The organism is Paracoccus sp. KKT209 (assembly GCF_055635455.1).
Genome location: NZ_CM145758.1, coordinates 3,219,987 through 3,238,006 on the forward strand (window position 1 = coordinate 3,219,987; position 18,020 = coordinate 3,238,006).

At 68.6% G+C, this 18,020-nt stretch carries 12 protein-coding genes and 1 tRNA gene; 3 read left to right on the top strand and 10 right to left on the bottom strand.

The window, feature by feature from the left end; translation table 11 throughout:
• Nucleotides 1-10: 10 nt before the first annotated feature.
• The 3 genes from gcvH (at nt 11) to ACZ2G3_RS15945 (ending at nt 3,500) form a co-directional block, all read left to right on the top strand.
• Complete coding sequence (gene gcvH / locus ACZ2G3_RS15935; RefSeq protein ID WP_470399171.1) at nt 11-367, top strand: glycine cleavage system protein GcvH; 357 nt, start codon at nt 11-13, stop codon at nt 365-367.
• A 111-nt stretch (nt 368-478) separates the two neighbouring features.
• Nucleotides 479-3,313 carry an aminomethyl-transferring glycine dehydrogenase gene (gene gcvP / locus ACZ2G3_RS15940; protein ID WP_470396953.1) on the top strand — a complete coding sequence of 945 codons (2,835 nt, stop codon included), beginning with the start codon at nt 479-481 and terminating at the stop codon, nt 3,311-3,313.
• A gap of 111 nt (nt 3,314-3,424) precedes the next feature.
• A tRNA-Ala gene (locus ACZ2G3_RS15945) sits at nt 3,425-3,500 on the top strand.
• A 2-nt stretch (nt 3,501-3,502) separates the two neighbouring features.
• Here the strand turns inward: ACZ2G3_RS15945 and ACZ2G3_RS15950 are convergent.
• From ACZ2G3_RS15950 to ACZ2G3_RS15995, 10 genes are all read right to left on the bottom strand, one after another.
• Nucleotides 3,503-6,076 (bottom strand): AMP-binding protein, encoded by a 2,574-nt coding sequence (locus tag ACZ2G3_RS15950; protein ID WP_470396954.1) that lies wholly within the window; start codon nt 6,074-6,076, stop codon nt 3,503-3,505.
• 101 nt (nt 6,077-6,177) lie between these two features.
• Nucleotides 6,178-8,775, bottom strand: coding sequence for a molybdopterin-dependent oxidoreductase (locus ACZ2G3_RS15955; protein ID WP_470396955.1), 2,598 nt, complete (start codon nt 8,773-8,775; stop codon nt 6,178-6,180).
• On the bottom strand, nt 8,772-9,107 hold the full coding sequence (gene nirD, locus ACZ2G3_RS15960) for a nitrite reductase small subunit NirD (protein ID WP_470396956.1): 336 nt from the start codon (nt 9,105-9,107) through the stop codon (nt 8,772-8,774). The genes ACZ2G3_RS15955 and nirD overlap by 4 nt, the downstream gene beginning before the upstream one ends.
• A gap of 10 nt (nt 9,108-9,117) precedes the next feature.
• Nucleotides 9,118-11,547 carry a nitrite reductase large subunit NirB gene (gene nirB, locus ACZ2G3_RS15965; RefSeq protein WP_470396957.1) on the bottom strand — a complete coding sequence of 810 codons (2,430 nt, stop codon included), beginning with the start codon at nt 11,545-11,547 and terminating at the stop codon, nt 9,118-9,120.
• A gap of 4 nt (nt 11,548-11,551) precedes the next feature.
• A complete protein-coding gene (locus tag ACZ2G3_RS15970; RefSeq protein WP_470396958.1) occupies nt 11,552-12,346 on the bottom strand; it encodes an ABC transporter ATP-binding protein in 795 nt (264 codons plus the stop codon).
• Between the two features lie 12 nt (nt 12,347-12,358).
• Nucleotides 12,359-13,258 carry a nitrate ABC transporter permease gene (gene ntrB / locus ACZ2G3_RS15975; RefSeq protein ID WP_470396959.1) on the bottom strand — a complete coding sequence of 300 codons (900 nt, stop codon included), beginning with the start codon at nt 13,256-13,258 and terminating at the stop codon, nt 12,359-12,361.
• Nucleotides 13,259-13,262: 4 nt separating this feature from the next.
• Nucleotides 13,263-14,555 (bottom strand): CmpA/NrtA family ABC transporter substrate-binding protein, encoded by a 1,293-nt coding sequence (locus ACZ2G3_RS15980; RefSeq protein WP_470396960.1) that lies wholly within the window; start codon nt 14,553-14,555, stop codon nt 13,263-13,265.
• A gap of 273 nt (nt 14,556-14,828) precedes the next feature.
• A complete protein-coding gene (locus tag ACZ2G3_RS15985) occupies nt 14,829-16,001 on the bottom strand; it encodes an ABC transporter substrate-binding protein (protein WP_470396961.1) in 1,173 nt (390 codons plus the stop codon).
• Nucleotides 15,998-16,582: an ANTAR domain-containing response regulator gene (locus tag ACZ2G3_RS15990; protein WP_419268840.1), complete on the bottom strand. Its 585-nt coding sequence runs from the start codon at nt 16,580-16,582 to the stop codon at nt 15,998-16,000. The genes ACZ2G3_RS15985 and ACZ2G3_RS15990 overlap by 4 nt, the downstream gene beginning before the upstream one ends.
• Before the next feature lie 96 nt (nt 16,583-16,678).
• Nucleotides 16,679-17,917, bottom strand: a complete 1,239-nt coding sequence (locus ACZ2G3_RS15995) for a calcium-binding protein (RefSeq protein WP_470396962.1) — start codon at nt 17,915-17,917, stop codon at nt 16,679-16,681.
• Between the last annotated feature and the right edge of the window lie 103 nt (nt 17,918-18,020).

Here is an 18,020-nt window from a genome sequence, read left to right on the forward strand (position 1 = left end):
CTGTTCCATGCTGAAATACACCGAAGATCATGAATGGCTGCGCGCCGAGGGTGACGAGATCGTCGTGGGGATCACCCGCCACGCCAGCGACCAGCTGGGCGACGTCGTCTTCATCGAGCTGCCCGAGGAGGGGCGCGAGGTGGCTGCCGGCGAGGAGATCGTGGTGATCGAGAGCGTCAAGGCTGCCAGCGACATCGTGGCCCCGGTGGCGGGCAGGATCACGGCGGTGAACGCGGCGCTGGCGGACAATCCAGGCGACGTGAACGGCGATCCGATGGCGGCCTGGTTCTTTCGGCTGAAGCCTGCGAATGCCGGCGCCACCGAGGGCTTCATGGATGAGGAGGCCTACAAGGCGCTGGTCGGCTGAGCCGCTGCCGGGCCTGGCGGTCCGGCGAAAGCGGGGGGCTGCGCCCCCCGGACCCCCAGTGGGTATTTTCACAACAAAGAAGGGGCCGCGCGCGCCCCTGATGGAGGCGCCATGGGCCGCTGGAACCCGACAGACTACAACCCCGACGATTTCGCGAACCGCCGCCATATCGGGCCGTCTCCGTCCGAGATGGAGGAGATGCTGAGGGTGGTGGGGGCCGAGAGCCTGGACCAGCTGATCGAGCAGACCGTGCCCGCGGCGATCCGGCAGGCGGATGCGCTGGACTGGCCCGCGCTGTCCGAGGCGGGGCTGCTGGCGCGGATGCGCGAGGTGGCGGACAAGAACCGCGTGATGACCAGCCTGATCGGTCAGGGGTATTACGGCACCGTCACGCCGCCTGCGATCCAGCGGAACATCCTGGAGAACCCGGCCTGGTACACGGCCTATACCCCCTATCAGCCCGAGATCGCGCAGGGGCGGCTGGAGGCGCTGCTGAATTTCCAGACCATGGTGGCGGATCTGACCGGGCTGCCGGTGGCGAACGCATCGCTGCTGGACGAGGCGACGGCGGCGGCCGAGGCGATGGCCATGGCGCGGCGGCAGTCGAAGTCCAAGGCGGATGCGATCTTTGTCGCCCATGACCTGCACCCGCAGACGATCAGCGTGATCGAGACGCGGGCGGCGCCTCTGGGCATCCGGATCATCAAGGGCTCGGTCGATGATCTGGTGGCGGATCAGGTCTTTGCCGCGGTCTTCCAGTATCCCGGCACCTATGGCCATGTTCGCGACCTGACGCCCGAGATCGAGGCGCTGCACGCGGCCGGTGCGCTGGCCATCGTCGCCACCGACCTGCTGGCGCTGTGCGTTTTGCGCGAGCCGGGCGCGATGGGCGCCGATATCGCCGTCGGATCGTCACAGCGTTTCGGCGTGCCGATGGGCTATGGCGGGCCGCATGCGGCCTTCATGTCCTGCCGCGACGCGCTGAAGCGGGCGATGCCGGGACGCATCGTCGGCGTCAGCATCGACAGTTCCGGCAATCAGGCGCTGCGCCTGTCGCTGCAGACGCGCGAGCAGCACATCCGCCGCGAGAAGGCCACCAGCAATGTCTGCACCGCGCAGGCGCTGCTGGCGGTGATGGCGGGGTTCTATGCGGTGTTCCATGGGCCGGAGGGCCTGCGCGCCATTGCGCAGCGGGTGCATCTGCATGCGGTGACCGTGGCCGAGGCGCTGCGGGCAGCCGGGGCGGAGGTGGCTCCGCAAGCGTTCTTTGACACGATCACCGTCAAGGTGGGCGTGGGTCAGGCGGGGATTCTGGCCGCCGCGCGGCATCGGGGCATCAACCTGCGCCGCGTCGGCCGCGACCGCGTGGGCATCAGCGTCGACGAGACCACCGATGCGGGTGTGATCACGCGGCTGCTGGATGCGTTCGGGATCACCGATGCGGCGCCTGCGGCGACCGATCCGGCGATCCCAGAGGACCTGCTGCGCGAGAGCGATTACCTGACCCATCCGGTCTTCCACATGAACCGGGCCGAGTCCGAGATGATGCGCTACATGCGCCGCCTGTCGGACCGCGACCTGGCGCTGGACCGGGCGATGATCCCGCTGGGGTCCTGCACGATGAAGCTGAACGCCGCGGCCGAGATGATGCCGATCACTTGGCCGGAATTCGGTGCGCTGCACCCGTTCGCGCCGCATGACCAGGCGGCCGGGTATCACGAGGCCATCGCGGACCTGACCGAGAAGCTGTGCGTGATCACCGGATACGACGCATTTTCCATGCAGCCGAACAGCGGCGCGCAGGGGGAGTATGCCGGGCTGCTGACCATCCAGGCCTATCACAAGGCGCGGGGCGAGGAGCGCGACATCTGCCTGATCCCGGTATCGGCGCATGGCACGAACCCGGCATCGGCGCAGATGTGCGGGATGCAGGTGGTGGTGGTGAAATCGGCGCCGAACGGCGACATCGACCTGGAGGATTTTGCCGCACATGCGGCCAAGGCGGGCGACCGGCTGGCGGCGGTGATGATCACCTATCCGTCGACCCATGGCGTCTTCGAGGACACCGTCCGGCAGGTCTGCGACATCACGCATGAACATGGCGGGCAGGTCTATATCGACGGCGCGAACATGAACGCGCTGGTCGGTCTGGTGAAGCCGGGGGAAATCGGCGGCGATGTCAGCCACCTGAACCTGCACAAGACCTTTGCCATCCCGCATGGCGGCGGCGGCCCCGGCATGGGGCCGATCGGGGTGAAGGCGCATCTGGCGCCGTACCTGCCGGGCGATCCGCAGGGAGGGATCGGTGCGGTGTCGGCGGCGCCCTATGGATCGGCGTCGATCCTGCTGATCAGCTGGGCCTATTGCCTGATGATGGGCGGCGCCGGGCTGACCCAGGCCACGCGCGTGGCGATCCTGAACGCGAACTATATCGCAGCGCGGCTGGCCGGGGCCTATCCGATCCTGTTCATGGGCAACCGCGGGCGGGTGGCGCATGAGTGCATCATCGACACGCGGCCCTTTGCCGAACATGGCGTGACCGTCGACGACATCGCCAAGCGGCTGATCGACAACGGCTTTCACGCGCCCACGATGAGCTGGCCGGTCAGCGGCACCCTGATGGTCGAGCCGACGGAAAGCGAGACAAAGGCTGAGATCGACCGCTTTGTCACCGCTCTGCTTGCCATCCGCGCCGAGATCACCGAAGTGGCCGAGGGCCGCATCAGCGCCGCCGACAGCCCGCTGCGCCACGCCCCCCACACGGTCGAGGATCTGGTCCGCGAATGGGACCGCCCCTATGGCCGCGAACAGGGCTGCTTTCCGCCGGGCGCCTTCCGCGTTGACAAGTACTGGCCGCCCGTGGGCCGCGTCGACAACGCCCATGGCGACCGCAACCTGATCTGCACCTGCCCGCCCTTGGGCACCTATGCCGAGGCCGCGGAATGAGCGCCGCACCGGGCACCCCGTCGAGGGTGCCCGGTCCCCGCACAGCCGTCGTCCGGCGTGCCACCGAGACCCTTGACAAGGCCCGCGCAAGACGCGATCTATCGCAGCGATGGGGTCGTAGCTCAGTTGGTAGAGCGCGTCGTTCGCAATGACGAGGTCAGGGGTTCGATTCCCCTCGGCTCCACCAAGCTAGATGTTCCCGGCAAGTTTCCGATCCACCGCGCCCAGCCTTTCTGCCGAGGGGGCCGATTTGCGTGTGCCGAACAGGCCGTTCCGGCCCGCCGGCAGTTGCGACAGCCAGGCAAGCGCCCGCCCGGCCGCGACGCCCAGGCCGATGCCCCCCGTGATGGCGACGGCATCCGTCAAAGGCTGCGACAGCGACAGGTCGAGCAGGGGCATCAGCACCTCGGGCACCAGCCGGTGCAGCAGGTAGATCGGGAAGGCCGCCTGCGCCAGGTGCATGAAGCCACGCACCAGCGGCCGGGGCATGGGGACGGCGCGGACATGCAGCAGCGCGACCATCAGGGCCAGGAGGCTTAGGTACTTGATCCAGCCGCCGAACCAGTTGCCGCCCAGCCAGGCCACCAGCGGCATGGCGATCGCGGCGGCCAGCAGCACCAGCGCCCGCTGGCTGCGGGTCGCGGCGGTGGCAATGCACCAGCCGAAGGCAAAGAGATAAAAGACCCATGGCACCGAGAACTGCGACCGCCCCGAGGGCAGCGGCCAGAACTCTGGCAGGGTCACGCGCATCAGCATGGCCAGCGCCAGCATCGCCAGACCCGTCGCGAAGGGCGCGGACGACAGCCATCGTCGCATCCGACCCGGCCAGAACATGACCAGCACCAGCAGGCTGATCTGCATATAGGCTTCGACGAACCAGTAGAGATAGGGCAGCATCAGATGCGTCTCGGGCACGGTCAGGGCCAGGTTGCCCATCAGCGCCACCGAGGCCCAGGGCATCTGCTGCCAGGCCAGCGCATAGCCTGCCAGGACCAGGAAATAGGGCAGCAGGACCCTCAGGGCCGGCCGCAGGAAGCCCAGGGCATCGCCTGCGGCCAAGGCCTGCCGGCGATGCTGCGCGACGCTCATCCCCAGCAGGATCATCATGGCCGCCGCCCCGCCATAGACGGGCCAGTTCGTCTGATGCGCGGTCACCACCGCCATGATCGCCAGCCCGCGCGCCAGGACATCCATCGGGATGCGGCTCTTGCGGGTGCCCGGCGCGCGCATCAGCTGCGCGACGGGCATCTGCTCCCATCCGGCCGGCAATCCGCCAAGGCGCTGGTCGATCATCAGCGACAGTTCCACATGCTGCAGCGAATCCCCGCCAAGGCTGGCAAAGCTGTCGGTCGGCCTGACCGTGCGGCCGAAGGTGCGGCCAAAGACCTGGAGCAGGTCGGCGCTGCGGGCCGGGGGGCGGGCCAGGCGCCGCAGCGCCGGATAGTCGATCTTGCCGTTCGGGTGGCGCGGAAATTCGGCACAGGCCACGGTCACCACATGCTGCGCCCCGATGCCGGCCAGCTGCGCGGCCTGCGCCGCCAGCGCGTCCGAGGGATGCGGCGTCGCGATCCAGATCGTGTCGTCATTGCCCCAGACGGCGACCTGATGCCCCGCATCCGCCAGGGCGCGTTCCAGCGCGTCATGGCCGATGCGCAGTCCCGCGATCTTGGACATGCGCGACAGCCGCCCGGTGATCCGGTAGAAGCCGTCCGCCCCAAGGCGCGCCAGATCGCCGGTCGCAAGCTCGGACAGGTCCGGGCCGCGCGCCAGATCGGCGGCGGTTTCGGCATAGCCCATCATCACGTTCGGTCCGCGATAGACCAGTTCGCCCTCCATGTCGGGGCGGTCGATCGGGTGCCCGGTCTCATCGCGCAGCATCAGGCTGCCGCCGGGAATGGCCTGCCCGATGGCATCGGGCACATTGGCGGCCTGTTCGGGGGGCAGATAGGCGATGCGGGCAGTGGCCTCGGTCTGGCCATACATCACCACGAAGCGGCCCTGGCGGGCGGCCATGACATCGGCCCAATGCCGCACTTCGGAAGGCGGCATGGCGCCGCCCGCGACCGTCAGGCAGGACAGGCGCGGGGGCAGCGCCTGCGCCGCCGCGGCCAGCAGCCGGAAATGATGCGGCACGCCGGCAAGGCTGGTCGCCCCCGACGTCTCCAGCGCCGCCAGAAACCCCGGCGCGGCGACCGAGCCGGTGTCCAGCCACAGGCTGGCGCCTTGGGCCAGATGCGAATGCAAAACCGACAGGCCATAGGAATAATGCAGCGGCAGGACCAGCGCCGCCCGATCCCCGGGCGCGATCCGCAGGTAGTCCGCGATGCTGCGGGCATTGGCCTCGACCGCACCGGCCGACAGGCGGACGCCCCGCCCCTCGCCCGTGCTGCCGGATGTGGACAGCAGCAGCGCCAGGTCGCCATGCACCCCTGCCGCGTGCTCGTGAAAGATCAGCCGGCTGCGATCGCCCGTGCTGCGCCAGCTGACGGCCGGGCGGAACCGGCCCTCCAGCTTGCGGGCGATCTCGGGCTGGCCTGCGGGCAGGGGCATGACCGCATGGCCGGCCTGCAGCGCGCCCAGATAGGCCGCGACGGTCACGGGGGTCGGCAGCATCTCAATAGCCACCAGCCCCCGCTGCGCCGGCAGGCGGGCGGCGAACCGGGCGCTAGCATCGGCCAGTTCGGCATAGGTCATCACGCCGTTCCGGGTGATCAGGCAGGGGCTGTTCCCGAAGCCGCGCAGGCCCGAAGCAGAGAAAAACATGCGGGGATGCCCTTGGATAAAGACGAAGGATGCGCCCGCATAATTCCCTGCTGGTTTTTGTCAAGAATGCATTTGTTCACGCTTCGGTGCTGCCACCCCTGTCATTCGGCCGCCGCGGGCATTTGGGCACAGGCCAGCAGCGCCGCCAGTTCGGGCCGACAGGATCCGCAATTGCTGCCTGCTCCCAAGGCCTGCCCGATTTCCGTGACGCTGTTCAGGCCTCCGCCAGCCAAGGCCCGCCGGATGGTGTTCAGCCCGACATTCAGACAGGCGCAGATCGTCGGCCCCGGATCCGGCATGTCCGCCGAGGGACGGCCTGCCAGCGCATGCGGCGCTTCGCGGTCCAGCAGCCCGACCAGGTGGTCGCGCGACAGAAGCACCGGTTCGCGCGCGATGAACAGCGCCGCCTGCAGCCTGCCGTCGCGGTGAAAGGCCATCCGGTGCCGCCCCCGGGCGCTGTCCTGCAGCAGGACAGACGGTTGGCCCAGATCCAGCAGCGCCACGGCCCAGGCCACCCAGTCAACCGGGGTGACGCTGTCGGCAAGCTCCAGCTGCCAACCCCCGGCCAGCCGCGCCTTGGCCCAATAGCCGCAATCGGGCGCAACATCCCGCGTGGTCACAAGATATCCGTGCCAGGCCGCGGTATAGCGGGCCAGCCGGACCGGGGCGGATTTGCTGGCCGGCTGGCCAGAGGCCGGATCCGTCAGCCCTGGAACCAGTGCGTCGATGCGGCCGGTGGGTGCCGTCTGGCCGCTCCAGTGCATCGGCGCAAAGGGATGGCCGGGCGCCACCCGGTCGCTGATCATCACCCGCAGCACCGCCCGGCCGTGGTCGTTCCGCAACTGCACCAGGTCGGCACCGGCCAAGCCGAACCGCTCGGCATCCTGCGGGTGCAGCTCCAGATAGGGCTCGGCCAGGTGCCGCGACAGGCGCGGAGAGAGGCCCGTGCGTGTCATGCTGTGCCACTGGTCGCGGATGCGGCCGGTGTTCAGCAGGACGCCCTCCGGGTCGCGCACAGGCAGGGTTGCCCGGACCGGAACCATCCGCGCGCGCCCATCGGCCGTGTGGAACCGGCCGCTGCCAAAGAACCGGCCGCCGCGCTGCGCGGGTCCCTGTGGCCAGTGGACCGGCGACATCCGATCGTAGTTCACCCCCGCCAGTTGCGAGATGTCGAAGTCGCTGCCCAGCCGGCCCGCGACGCCGGACAGCGCGGCATATTCGGCAAAGATCCCGGCCGGTCCGGACCAGTCAAAGCCTTGTAACCCCATGCGCTGCGCGACCTGGGCCAATGCCCACCAATCTGGGCGGGCCTGACCCGGCGGCGGCAGCGCCGCCCGCTGGCGGCTGATCAGGCGTTCGGAATTGGTGACGGTGCCGTCCTTTTCGCCCCAGGCGGCAGCCGGCAGCAGCACATCCGCCAGCCGCGCCGTATCGGTATCGGGCCAGGCCTCGCTGGCCGCGACGAAGTCGCAGGCAGCGATGGCGCGGGCGACGCGGTCGGCCTCGGGCATGGTCACGGCGGGGTTGGTGTGGAGGATCCACAGCGCCTTGATGCGGCCGTCCTCGACCGCGCGGAACAGGTCCACGGCCTTCAGGCCGGGCCGCTGTGCCATGCGCGGCGCGTTCCAGAACGTCTGGACGGCGGCGCGATGGCGGGGATTCTCCAGCTCCAGATGGCAGGCCAGCATGTTGGACAGGCCGCCCACCTCGCGCCCGCCCATGGCATTGGGCTGGCCGGTGACGCTGAAGGGACCCATGCCGGGCCGCCCGATGCGCCCCGTGGCCAGGTGGCAGTTCAGGATCGCGTTCACCTTGTCCGTGCCGCTGTCGGACTGGTTGATGCCCTGGGAATAGACGGTGACCACCTTCTCAGCCCCGGCCCACAGGTCCAGAAAGGCCGCCAGGTCCTGCGGGTCCAGCCCCGTCGCGGCAGGACGGCTGTCCCGCGCAGCCTCCAACGCCGCGTCCAGCCCCGCCAGATGGGGCAGGAAATCGGCGTTCATCCGGCCGGTGTCGAACAGGTGGCACAGCAGCAGGTTGAACAGATGCGCATCCGCCCCCGCCGCGATCGGCAGATGCAGGTCGGCGCCCTCGCAGGTGGCGGTCCGGCGCGGGTCGATGACGACGATGCGCATGTCAGGGCGGGCGGCGCGGGCGGCCATCAGGCGCTGATGCAGGACCGGGTGGCACCAGGCCAGGTTCGAGCCGGTCAGCACCACCAGATCGGCCAGTTCCAGGTCCTCGTAAAGACCCGGCACCGTGTCGGACCCGAAGGCGCGGCGGTGGCCCGCCACGCTGGAGGCCATGCAGAGCCGACTGTTCGTGTCGATATTCGCGCTGCCGAGAAAGCCCTTCATCAGCTTGTTGGCGACATAGTAATCTTCGGTCAGCAGCTGGCCTGAAACATACATCGCCACAGAATCCGGGCCGTGATCGCGGATGGCGGTGGCAAAGCGGTCGGCGATCAGGTCCAGCGCCTGGTCCCAGCCGGCCTCGGCCCCGCCGATGCGCGGGGTCAGCAGGCGTCCGGCGGTGGCCAGGGTCTCGCCCAGAGCGGCGCCCTTGACGCAAAGACGGCCGCGGTTGGCAGGGTGATCGGGGTCGCCCGCGATCCGCAGCCCGCCCTGCCCGTCCGGCGTCGCCAAGACCCCGCAGCCCACCCCGCAATAGGGGCAGGTCGTCCGGACCGGCGCCGTCATGCCGCCCTGCGCCCGGACAGGAAGGCGGCATCCAGCAGCACCCGACCGTTTTCGCAGCGCACGGCATAGGTGGCCACGCGCCCCTCATCGGCCCCCTGCGCCGATCCCGTGGCCATGTCGAAGACCCAGCCGTGCAGCGGGCAGGTGACCTGGGCGCCGTGAACGATCCCCTCGGACAGCGGTCCGCCCTTGTGCGGGCAGCGGTCGTCCAGCGCAAAGACGCGGTCGTCGGCGGTGCGAAAGACCGCCACGCAGCCCAGTGGCGTCCGGACCACGCGGGCGCCCTGACGGGGGATGTCGTCCAGCGCGGCGATGTCGATGAACCGGCTCATGCGGATCTCCTCATTCTGCGGCCTTCAGGGTCAGGTCGGCGACGGGCGCCCAATCGGCCGGGCGGGCGGCGTGATCCGCCCAGGGGTCGGCCTGATAGATCGCCTGGCTTTCGGCAAAGCGCGCCACCAGCGCGGCGCGGATCGCGGGGTCGGCCACCTGGTCGCGGCACCAGTCCAGCCCCACCTTGTCCACCCACTTGTAGATGCGGTGCAGATAGCGCGCGTTCTCTCGGTACAACTGGACAAAGGCCGCAACCACGTCGCAGACCGCATCCGCGTCGGGGACAGTCAGCAGCGGCACGGTTTCCCGCACGTCCATGCCGGCCGCGCCCGCCACGCTGATCTGGAACCCGCTGTCCACGCAGACGATGCCGATATCCTTGCAGGTCGCCTCCGCGCAGTTCCTCGGACAGCCGGACACGCCCAGCTTGACCTTGGCGGGCGTCCATGACCCCCAGAGCAGCTTTTCCAGCCGGATGCCCAAGCCTGTCGAATCCTGCGTGCCGAAACGGCAGAACTGCTGGCCCACGCAGGTCTTCACGGTGCGCAGGCCCTTGGCATAGGCATGCCCCGACACCATCCCCGCCTCGTTGAAATCGGCCCAGATCGCGGGCAGGTCCTCTTTCCGAACGCCCAGCAGGTCGATGCGCTGGCCGCCGGTGACCTTGATCATCGGCACCGCGTATCGGTCGGCGGCGTCCGCGATGGCGCGCAGTTCGGCGGCGGTGGTGACGCCGCCCCACATGCGCGGGACGACCGAATAGGTGCCGTCCTTCTGGATATTGGCATGGTTGCGTTCGTTCACGAAGCGGCTTTGCCGATCGTCGCGATAGTCCAGCGGCCAATCCGCGATCAGGTAATAGTTCAGCGCCGGACGGCAGGAGGCGCAACCGCCGACGCTGCGCCAGCCCAGCTCCTGCATCACCGCCGGGATGGACTTCAGCCCCATCGACTTGATCAGGCGGCGGACGTCCTCATGCGTGTGATCGGTGCATTTGCACATCGGCGGGTTGGCGTTGGCCGCGAACCCGTCGCCCAGGCTCAGCGCCATGACCTGTTCCACCAGCCCCGTGCAGGTGCCGCAACTGGCGCTGGCCTTGGTCAGGCCGCGCACCGCGTCCAGTGTCGTCGCGCCGCCCTGAATGGCGGCGGTGATCTGTCCCTTGCAGACGCCGTTGCAGCCACAGATTTCCGCCTCAGGCGGCAAGGCTGCAACGGCTGCCAGAGGGTCCGCGCCGGGCCCTCCGGCAAAGGCGGGACCGAATATCAGCGTGTCGCGGTCGGGGGAGATGTCCGCCCCCGTGCGGATCTTGTCAAAGAACCACGTCCCGTCGGCCGTGTCGCCGTACATCACGGCGCCGATCAGGCGGTCCCCTTCCAGGATCAGGCGCTTGTAGATGCCGCGGCCGGGGTCGCGGAACACGATGTCCTCGCGGCCAGGCGCATCCGCGAAATCGCCCGCGCTGAACAGATCGCAGCCGGTGACCTTCAGCTTGGTCGCGGTCTGGACGGGCCGGAACGCGGCATCCCGCCCCGCCAGCGTCGCCGCCAGAACCTTGGCCTGATCATAGAGCGGCGCGACCAAGCCAAACAGTTGCCCGTCATGTTCGACGCATTCCCCAAGGGCAAAGATCGCCGGATCGCTGCTGCGCATCTGGTCATCGACGGTGATGCCGCGCGCGACCTCCAGCCCCGCGTCATTGGCCAGCCGCGTTTCGGGGCGGATGCCCACGGCCATGCAGACCAGGTCGGCGGGATAGACGGTCCCGTCCTCCAGCAGCACCGCCTCGACCCGGTCGGTGCCCAGGATCGCCTTGGTGGCGCCCTTGCAGTGGACGCGGATGCCGCGACCTTCCAGATCACGCTGCAGCAGATAGGCTGCGGCGGGGTCCAACTGGCGTTCCATCAGATGGCCCATCAGGTGGATCACCGTGACATCAGTGCCGCGGGCCGCCATGCCGGCGGCGGCCTCCAGCCCCAGCAGACCGCCGCCGATGACGACCGCCCGCGCGCCCGGGCGGCTGGCGGCGATCATGGCGTTGGTGTCCTCCAGGTCGCGATAGGCGACGACGCCGGGCAGCCGGTGCCCCGGCAGCGGGATGATGAAGGGGGCCGATCCGGTCGCGATGACCAGCGCGTCATAGGGCACAGGCCCGTTCGCGCCGTGGACGACCTGGGCCTGACGGTCGATTGCGGTCACGCTTTCGCCAAAGCGGCAGGCGACGCCATGGGCGGCATACCAGGCCGCGTCATGCGTCACGATCTGGTCATAGGTCTTGTCGCCCGACAGCACCGGCGACAGCATCAGCCGGTTGTAATTGCCGCGCGGCTCGGCGTTGAACAGGGTCACGTTCCACTGGCCGGGGGCCTGGTCGAACAGATGCTCCAGCATCCGGCCCGAGGCCATGCCCGCGCCGATCACCACAAGATTCTTTGTCATGGGTCTACTCCGCGGCTTCGACGAAGCGGTGGCGTTCATAGAGGAACCGCAGCACGCCTTCGCGGGCGCGGACATAGTCGGGATGGCTGGCCAGCCGGATGCGGTCGCGCGGGCGGGCCAGCGGCACGGTCAGCACCTCGCCGATGGTGGCGGCGGGGCCGTTCGTCATCATCACGATCCGGTCGGCCAGCAGCACGGCCTCATCCACGTCATGGGTGATCATGATCATCGTGTTGCCAAGGCGCGCATGGATGTCCATCACCGCGTCCTGCAGATGCGCGCGGGTCAGCGCGTCCAGCGCGCCGAAGGGTTCGTCCAGCAGCAGGACCTTGGGCTCCATCGCCAAGGCCCGGGCGATGCCCACGCGCTGGCGCATCCCGCCCGAGATCTCGCCGGGCCGCTTATCGGCGGCATGGCTCATCTGCACCAGGTCCAGGTTCTGCATGATCCAGTCGTGGTGCTCGGCCCGCGATTTCGTCGTACCGAACACCTTGCTGACCGCCAGCTTGATGTTGTCATAGACCGTCAACCAGGGCAGCAGGCTGTGGTTCTGGAACACGACCGCGCGGTCGGGACCCGGCGCGTTGACCTCGCGGCCGTCCAGCATGATGGCGCCGGTCGTCACCTCGGTCAGGCCGGCGATCAGGTTCAGCAGAGTCGATTTCCCGCAGCCGGAATGGCCGATGATGCTGACGAATTCGCCCCTGTCGATGGTCAGGGTGATGTCAGACAGGACATGGGTCTGCTTGGGACCCTTCACGAAGGTCTTGGAGACATGGTCGATCTGAAGATATTTCATCGGTCTTTCCCCTTACCCGGCCGTGCCGCGAGAGACGATGCGTCCGATCCAGCCGACCAGACGATCCAGGATGAAGCCCGTGCCGCCGATATAGGCCAAGGCCACGATGATGTCGCTGAGCCGCGAACTGTTCCACGCATCCCAGATGAAGAAGCCGATGCCTACGCCGCCGGTCAGCATCTCGGCCGCGACGATGGCCAGCCAGGACAGCCCCACCCCGATGCGCAGCCCCGAAAAGATGTAGGGGGCGGCGGCGGGGACCATGATCTTCCAAAAGAACTCGACCTGGTTCAGGCGCAGGACGGCGGCGACATTGCGGTAATCCTGCGGGATGGCGCGCACGCCCGCGGCGGTGTTGATGATCACCGGCCAGATCGCGGTGATGAAGATCACGAAGATCGCCGACGGCCCGCTGTCCATGAAGGCGGCCAGGCTGATGGGCAGCCAGGCCAGCGGCGGCACGGTGCGCAGGATCTGGAAGATCGGATCGAAGCCGCGCATCATCAGCGCCGATTGCCCGATGACCGCGCCGGTCAGCACGCCGACCACGGCGGCCAGCCCGAACCCATAGGCCACACGCTCCAACGAGGTCAGGACGCGCCAGCCCAGGCCGATGTCTTGGGTGCCATAGACGTAGAACGGCTCCAGGATCAGGAAGCCGCTGTCGATCCAGACCTGCACCGGCGTGGGCAGGCCGCTGCCCTCGCCCGAGGCGCCGACCTGCCAGATCGTCAGCAGGACGACCAGCACGGCCAGCGGCGGCAGGACGTTGCCGGCCAGCGACGCGCCGCGCTTGCGCCAGGGGGCCAGGCGGTCGGGGCTGCGGGGGGGCAGCGCCACGACGGGGGCTGCGGAGGGGGCTGCGGGCCTGGGGGTCAGGTCCAGCTTGCGCTTCAATGCGGTGACGTTCATCGGGTCACACCATCGCCTTGATGGACTGGGCGTCCAGATAGGCGTCGGGGTTCGCCGGATCAAAGGTCTTGCCGTCGAAGAAGGTCTCGACCCCGCGGCTGTCGCCGAAATCGACCGACAGGCCCAGCCCCTTGGCGGCGGCCAGCCACAGGTCGCTGCGGTTCGTGCGGTCGACCAGGGCCGCCGTGTCCAGGTCGCCCGGCAGATAGCCCCACCGCTTGTTTTCGGTGATGAACCAGCTGTCCAGCGACTTCCACGGATAGGAGGTTTCGCCGTTTTCGCCCCAGAACTTCATCGCCAGGTCCGGGCGGTCCTCGACCCGGCCATTGCCATAGTTGATCCGGCCCTGGATGCGGCCGATGATGTCCGCGACGGGCACGTTGAACCATTGGCGGCGGCCGATGATCTCGGCCATCTCCTGCTTGTTCTCGGGCAGGTCGCACCACATCTGCGCCTCCATCACCGCCATCATCAGGGCGACGGTGGCGTTGGGGTTGGCGTCCACCCAAGCCGCCCGCATGCCCAGCACCTTTTCGGGATGGCGGTTCCACAGCTCACCGGTGGTGGCGGCGGTAAAGCCGATCTTCTGGTTCACCAACTGCTCGTTCCACGGCTCTCCGACGCAGAAGGCCTCCATGTTGCCGACCTTCATGTTGGCGACCATCTGCGGGGGCGGCACGACGATCAGGTCGACCTCGGAGACCGGGTCGATGCCCCCCGCCGCCAGCCAGTAGCGCATCCACAGGTCATGCGTGCCGCCGGGGAAGGTCATGGCGACCGGCACGTCCTGGCCGGCGGCCTTGCGGGCGGCAAAGATCTCCTTCAGGGGGCCGCTGTCCAGGCCCACGCCGCTGTCGGCATATTCCTGACGCACGGACAGGCCCTGCCCGTCCTCGTTCAGGTTCAACAGCGTGTACATCGGCAGCGGCTGGCTGTTCTGCATGACGCTGCCGGTGGAATAGAGATGTACCTTGGGCCGCAGGATATGCCCGCCGTCGATCCCGCCGGAACCCGAGCCAAGCGCCATGTTGTCGCGCGTCGCGCCCCAGCTGGCCTGCTTTTCGACCAAGACGTCGGGCATGCCGTGTTTCGCGAAGAACCCCTTTTCAAGGGCGATGATCAGCGGCGCGCTGTCGGTCAGGGCGATATAGCCCAGCTTGCAGCCCATGACCTCGGGCGCGGGCGTGGCGGCCCAGGCGCCGCCCGGCAGGGCAAGGCGGGCGGCGGCCATGGTGGCCAGCGCGCCGCTGGCCGATTTCAGGAAGCTGCGGCGGGACGAGGGCTTGAACAGGGTCATCTGGCTGGTCCTTGCTGTCAGTCCGCGGGTCGGGATGCGGGCCGGAAAAACGAAAGCCACCGGCATCGCCACCCATCGAGGGGCACGAATACGGTGGCGACATTGCCTGAAGGGGAAGGCCCGCTTCCTTGCGGACAGATCGAAGTTCGGAGCGCCGTTGCATCCGACTTGATCCCAGGATTGCGGCTGGGGGACCGGCGGTCAAGCCGCGGGGGGACCTGCCGGCCCGCGCTGTTCGCGGTGGCTGCGAAATGGGGCAGACTGCCTGAGAATTCAGCGCGTATCGGACGCCATGTCGAAGACATGACCGTCGAAAAAGGCATCGGGGCCCAGAATCATCTGCCCCTTTTCGGCCGCCACGGCGGTCGGGGCTGCGATCGCGCCCTCGACCTTGGCCGAGGATCCGGGCAGGTCAGCGCCCGCCTCGCGCAGGTGGCGACGATAGAGGTCGGTTCGGAAACAAGCCGCCGCCCGCGTCATCGCCTGATCCGGATCCAGGCCGTGGCGCTGCGCCATGCGTGCACCCAGCATCACGGCGATGCTGCGCCAGGGAAAGGTGGCCCCCTGGGCGTGAAAGCGGACGAAGTCGGGAAACTGGCGCAGTTCACCGGTCGCGGTCACGTGCAACCGGCCCAAGAGGCCGCGTTCACAAATCTCCGGCGACAGGTTCAGATAACCGGCGCGCGACAGGATCTCGGCCGCGGTGCCCCGCGCGTCGGGCTGGTCCAGCCAGCGGCCCGCGCGCCACAGCGCCCGCATCAGCCGGCCGGTCTGGCCGGGGCGCGCCTCGGCCCGGTCGCGGGTCATCACCAGACCCTTTTCGGGCGCAGCGGCCCAGATCGCCCGACCCGCCAGCAGCAGCGCGCCCCTGCCCTGTTCGACGGCGAACGATGCCCAAGGCTCGCCCACGCAACAGGCGTCGACCTCGTCCGTGGCCAGCGCATCGGCCATCTGCGGGGGCGGAACCGTATGGATGGTCAGCCTGTGGGCCAGATCGGTGCCGTCCAGCCAGTGCCGCACCAGTTCGGCTTGGGTCGAAAAGGGAAAGGGGACGCCAACCCGCAGCTGCCCCGGATGCGCCTTTGCTAACGCCGCCCGCGCCGCCAGAGGGTCATCGAAATCAAAGCCATGCCCCCCGCCGCGCAGCCGTGCCTCCAGCGCCGAGGAGACCGCGATCGCCTGCCCGCCCTGGGACAGGACCATCAGCAGGTCAAACTCCGGATAGGCCGGCCCCAGCCCCAGGCTTTGCGCAATGGGCAGGGGCACCAGCATATGCGCCGCATCGATCCCGCCCGTGCCCAGCAGGTCACGGCTTTGCGCCCAGCTGCCGACGGGGACCAGGTCCAGCGCCAGCCCCTCTTCGGCGGCAAATCCCAGTTCCTGCGCGATGATCAGCGGCGCGGCATCGGTCAGCGGCAGATAGCCCAGGCGCAGCCGGTCGGTCATGACAAGAGCCCCGCCGCCATGACCAGCTGCTGCGCGATGTCGGCCACGCGGCGCTTCTGGTCCATCGCGGTCTTGCGCAGCAGGGCATAGGCGGCCTCTTCGTCGATGCCGCGCGCCTTCATCAGGATGGCCTTGGCGCGGTCGATGATCTTGCGCTCCTCCAGCGCGGCCTTGGTGGCGGCCAGTTCGGCGCGCATCTTCTGGAACATGTGGAACCGGGCGATGGCCGCGTCCAGGATCGGCTTGATGCGGTCCCTGTGCAGCCCGTCGACGACATAGGCCGAGACCCCCGCCTCGATCGCCGCGCGGGTCAGCTGTTCGTCCGACCGGTCGACGAACATGGCCACGGGCCGGTCCAGCGGACCCGACATCAGGGCCAGTTCCTCCAGCACGTCACGCGAAGGATCGGCCACGTCGATCAGCACGATGTCCGGCTGCTGGTCGGCAATGCGGCGGGCCAAGCCGGTTTCCTCGGCGATCACGGTCACCGCATGATCGCCCGAGGCGCGCAGACCGTCCACGATCCTCAGCGCCCGGTCCCGGTCCCGTTCGACCACGATGATTGAAAGCCGCTTCATCACTGCCAGAGACAACCGCGCCGAAGGCTTGGCAAGCCCGCACTGTACCGCCGGCCCGGGCCAGAAAGCTCTTGCCCGAAAATCAGGCAGAGCCTGAGGTCAGAGGATGAAGTTCGCCTCGGTCAACGCGTGATGCCCGGCCAGCCGGATGGCCGCATCCGCCTGACCGTCGCCATCCACGTCCATCAGCAGGTCGGTCTGGGCCGGGCCGCGGACGCTCCGCAGCGCGATCAGCTGTCCGCCGCGGCCCGGCTCAAGCTCGCCGCCGATCTGCAAGGTGAAGGCATTGTTGCCGGCCGCCAGAAGGTCGGCATCGATGTCACCCAAGTCGATCCGGTCGCCGCGGGCGTTGAAATCGGTGATGATGTCGCGGCCGGCAAACCGGCTGTCTTCCGCAGTCCGGAAGACAAAGACATCCCCGCCCAGACCGCCCGTCAGCCGGTCCGCGCCCAGTCCGCCGATCAAATGGTCGCTGCCGGACCCGCCCTCCAGCAGATCGGCCCCGATGCCGCCGTCCAGCCTGTCGTTTCCGTCCTGCCCCACCAGCAGGTCGCCGCCACGGCGGCCGGCAAGGCGATCCGCGCCCCCGCCGCCCTGGATCAGGTTGGCCAAGGCATCGCCGCTGAGCCGGTCCGCGCCCGCCCCGCCCTGCAGGTTCTCGATGTTCAGGATGCGATCCATGCCGTGCCCCGTGTCCTGCCGGTCCGTCCGGGCCAGGTCGATCTGCGCGGCCCTGTCTCCCCGCACGGCCAGCCAGTCGCGGCCGATCCCCCCGTCCAAAAGGTCGTCCTGGCCGTCCAGCATCAGCCGGTCGTCGCCCCTGCCCCCATGGATCACGTCGCGCCCCGAGCCGCCGCCCAGGGTGTCGCTTCCGCCAAAGCCGTAAAGCGTGTCGTTGCCGGCCATGCCAAAGGCCCGGTCCGCCTGAAAGCTCAGCTCGAAAGTGTCGTCGCCAGACAGCGCGCGCTCGATCAGCCGGTTGTCATCGGCGCGCGAAAAGCTCAGCATCGCGTCATAGAACTCGACCAGCGGCAAGCTGATCCGGTCGAACTCGAAATGGTTCTGATAGTCGTCCCCGTCCGACAGCACCTGGCTGATATTGGTGAGGGTGCCGCCGGTGATGCGGTCGCCGATCATCCGGATGCCCGCGCCGCCCAGGCCGACGACCCCCAGAGTGCCCTGGTTCTCGTAGACCACGACCAGCAGATCCTCGATCACGCGGCCGCGGTTCAGCACATTGTGGTTGTTCAAGAATTGGGTCTCAAGCGCGTCGTAATAAAGCAGACTGAGATCGAGGTTGGTCTGGTCGAACCCCAGATCGGCGTAAATACGGGCCATTGCGAAACCTTGGAAAAAACCACGATGCGTCGGACCCGCCACTGCGCGGCCCTGCATCCCGGCTTAGCCGCCGCGCCCCGGCTCCGTCAAAACCTATCGGCGG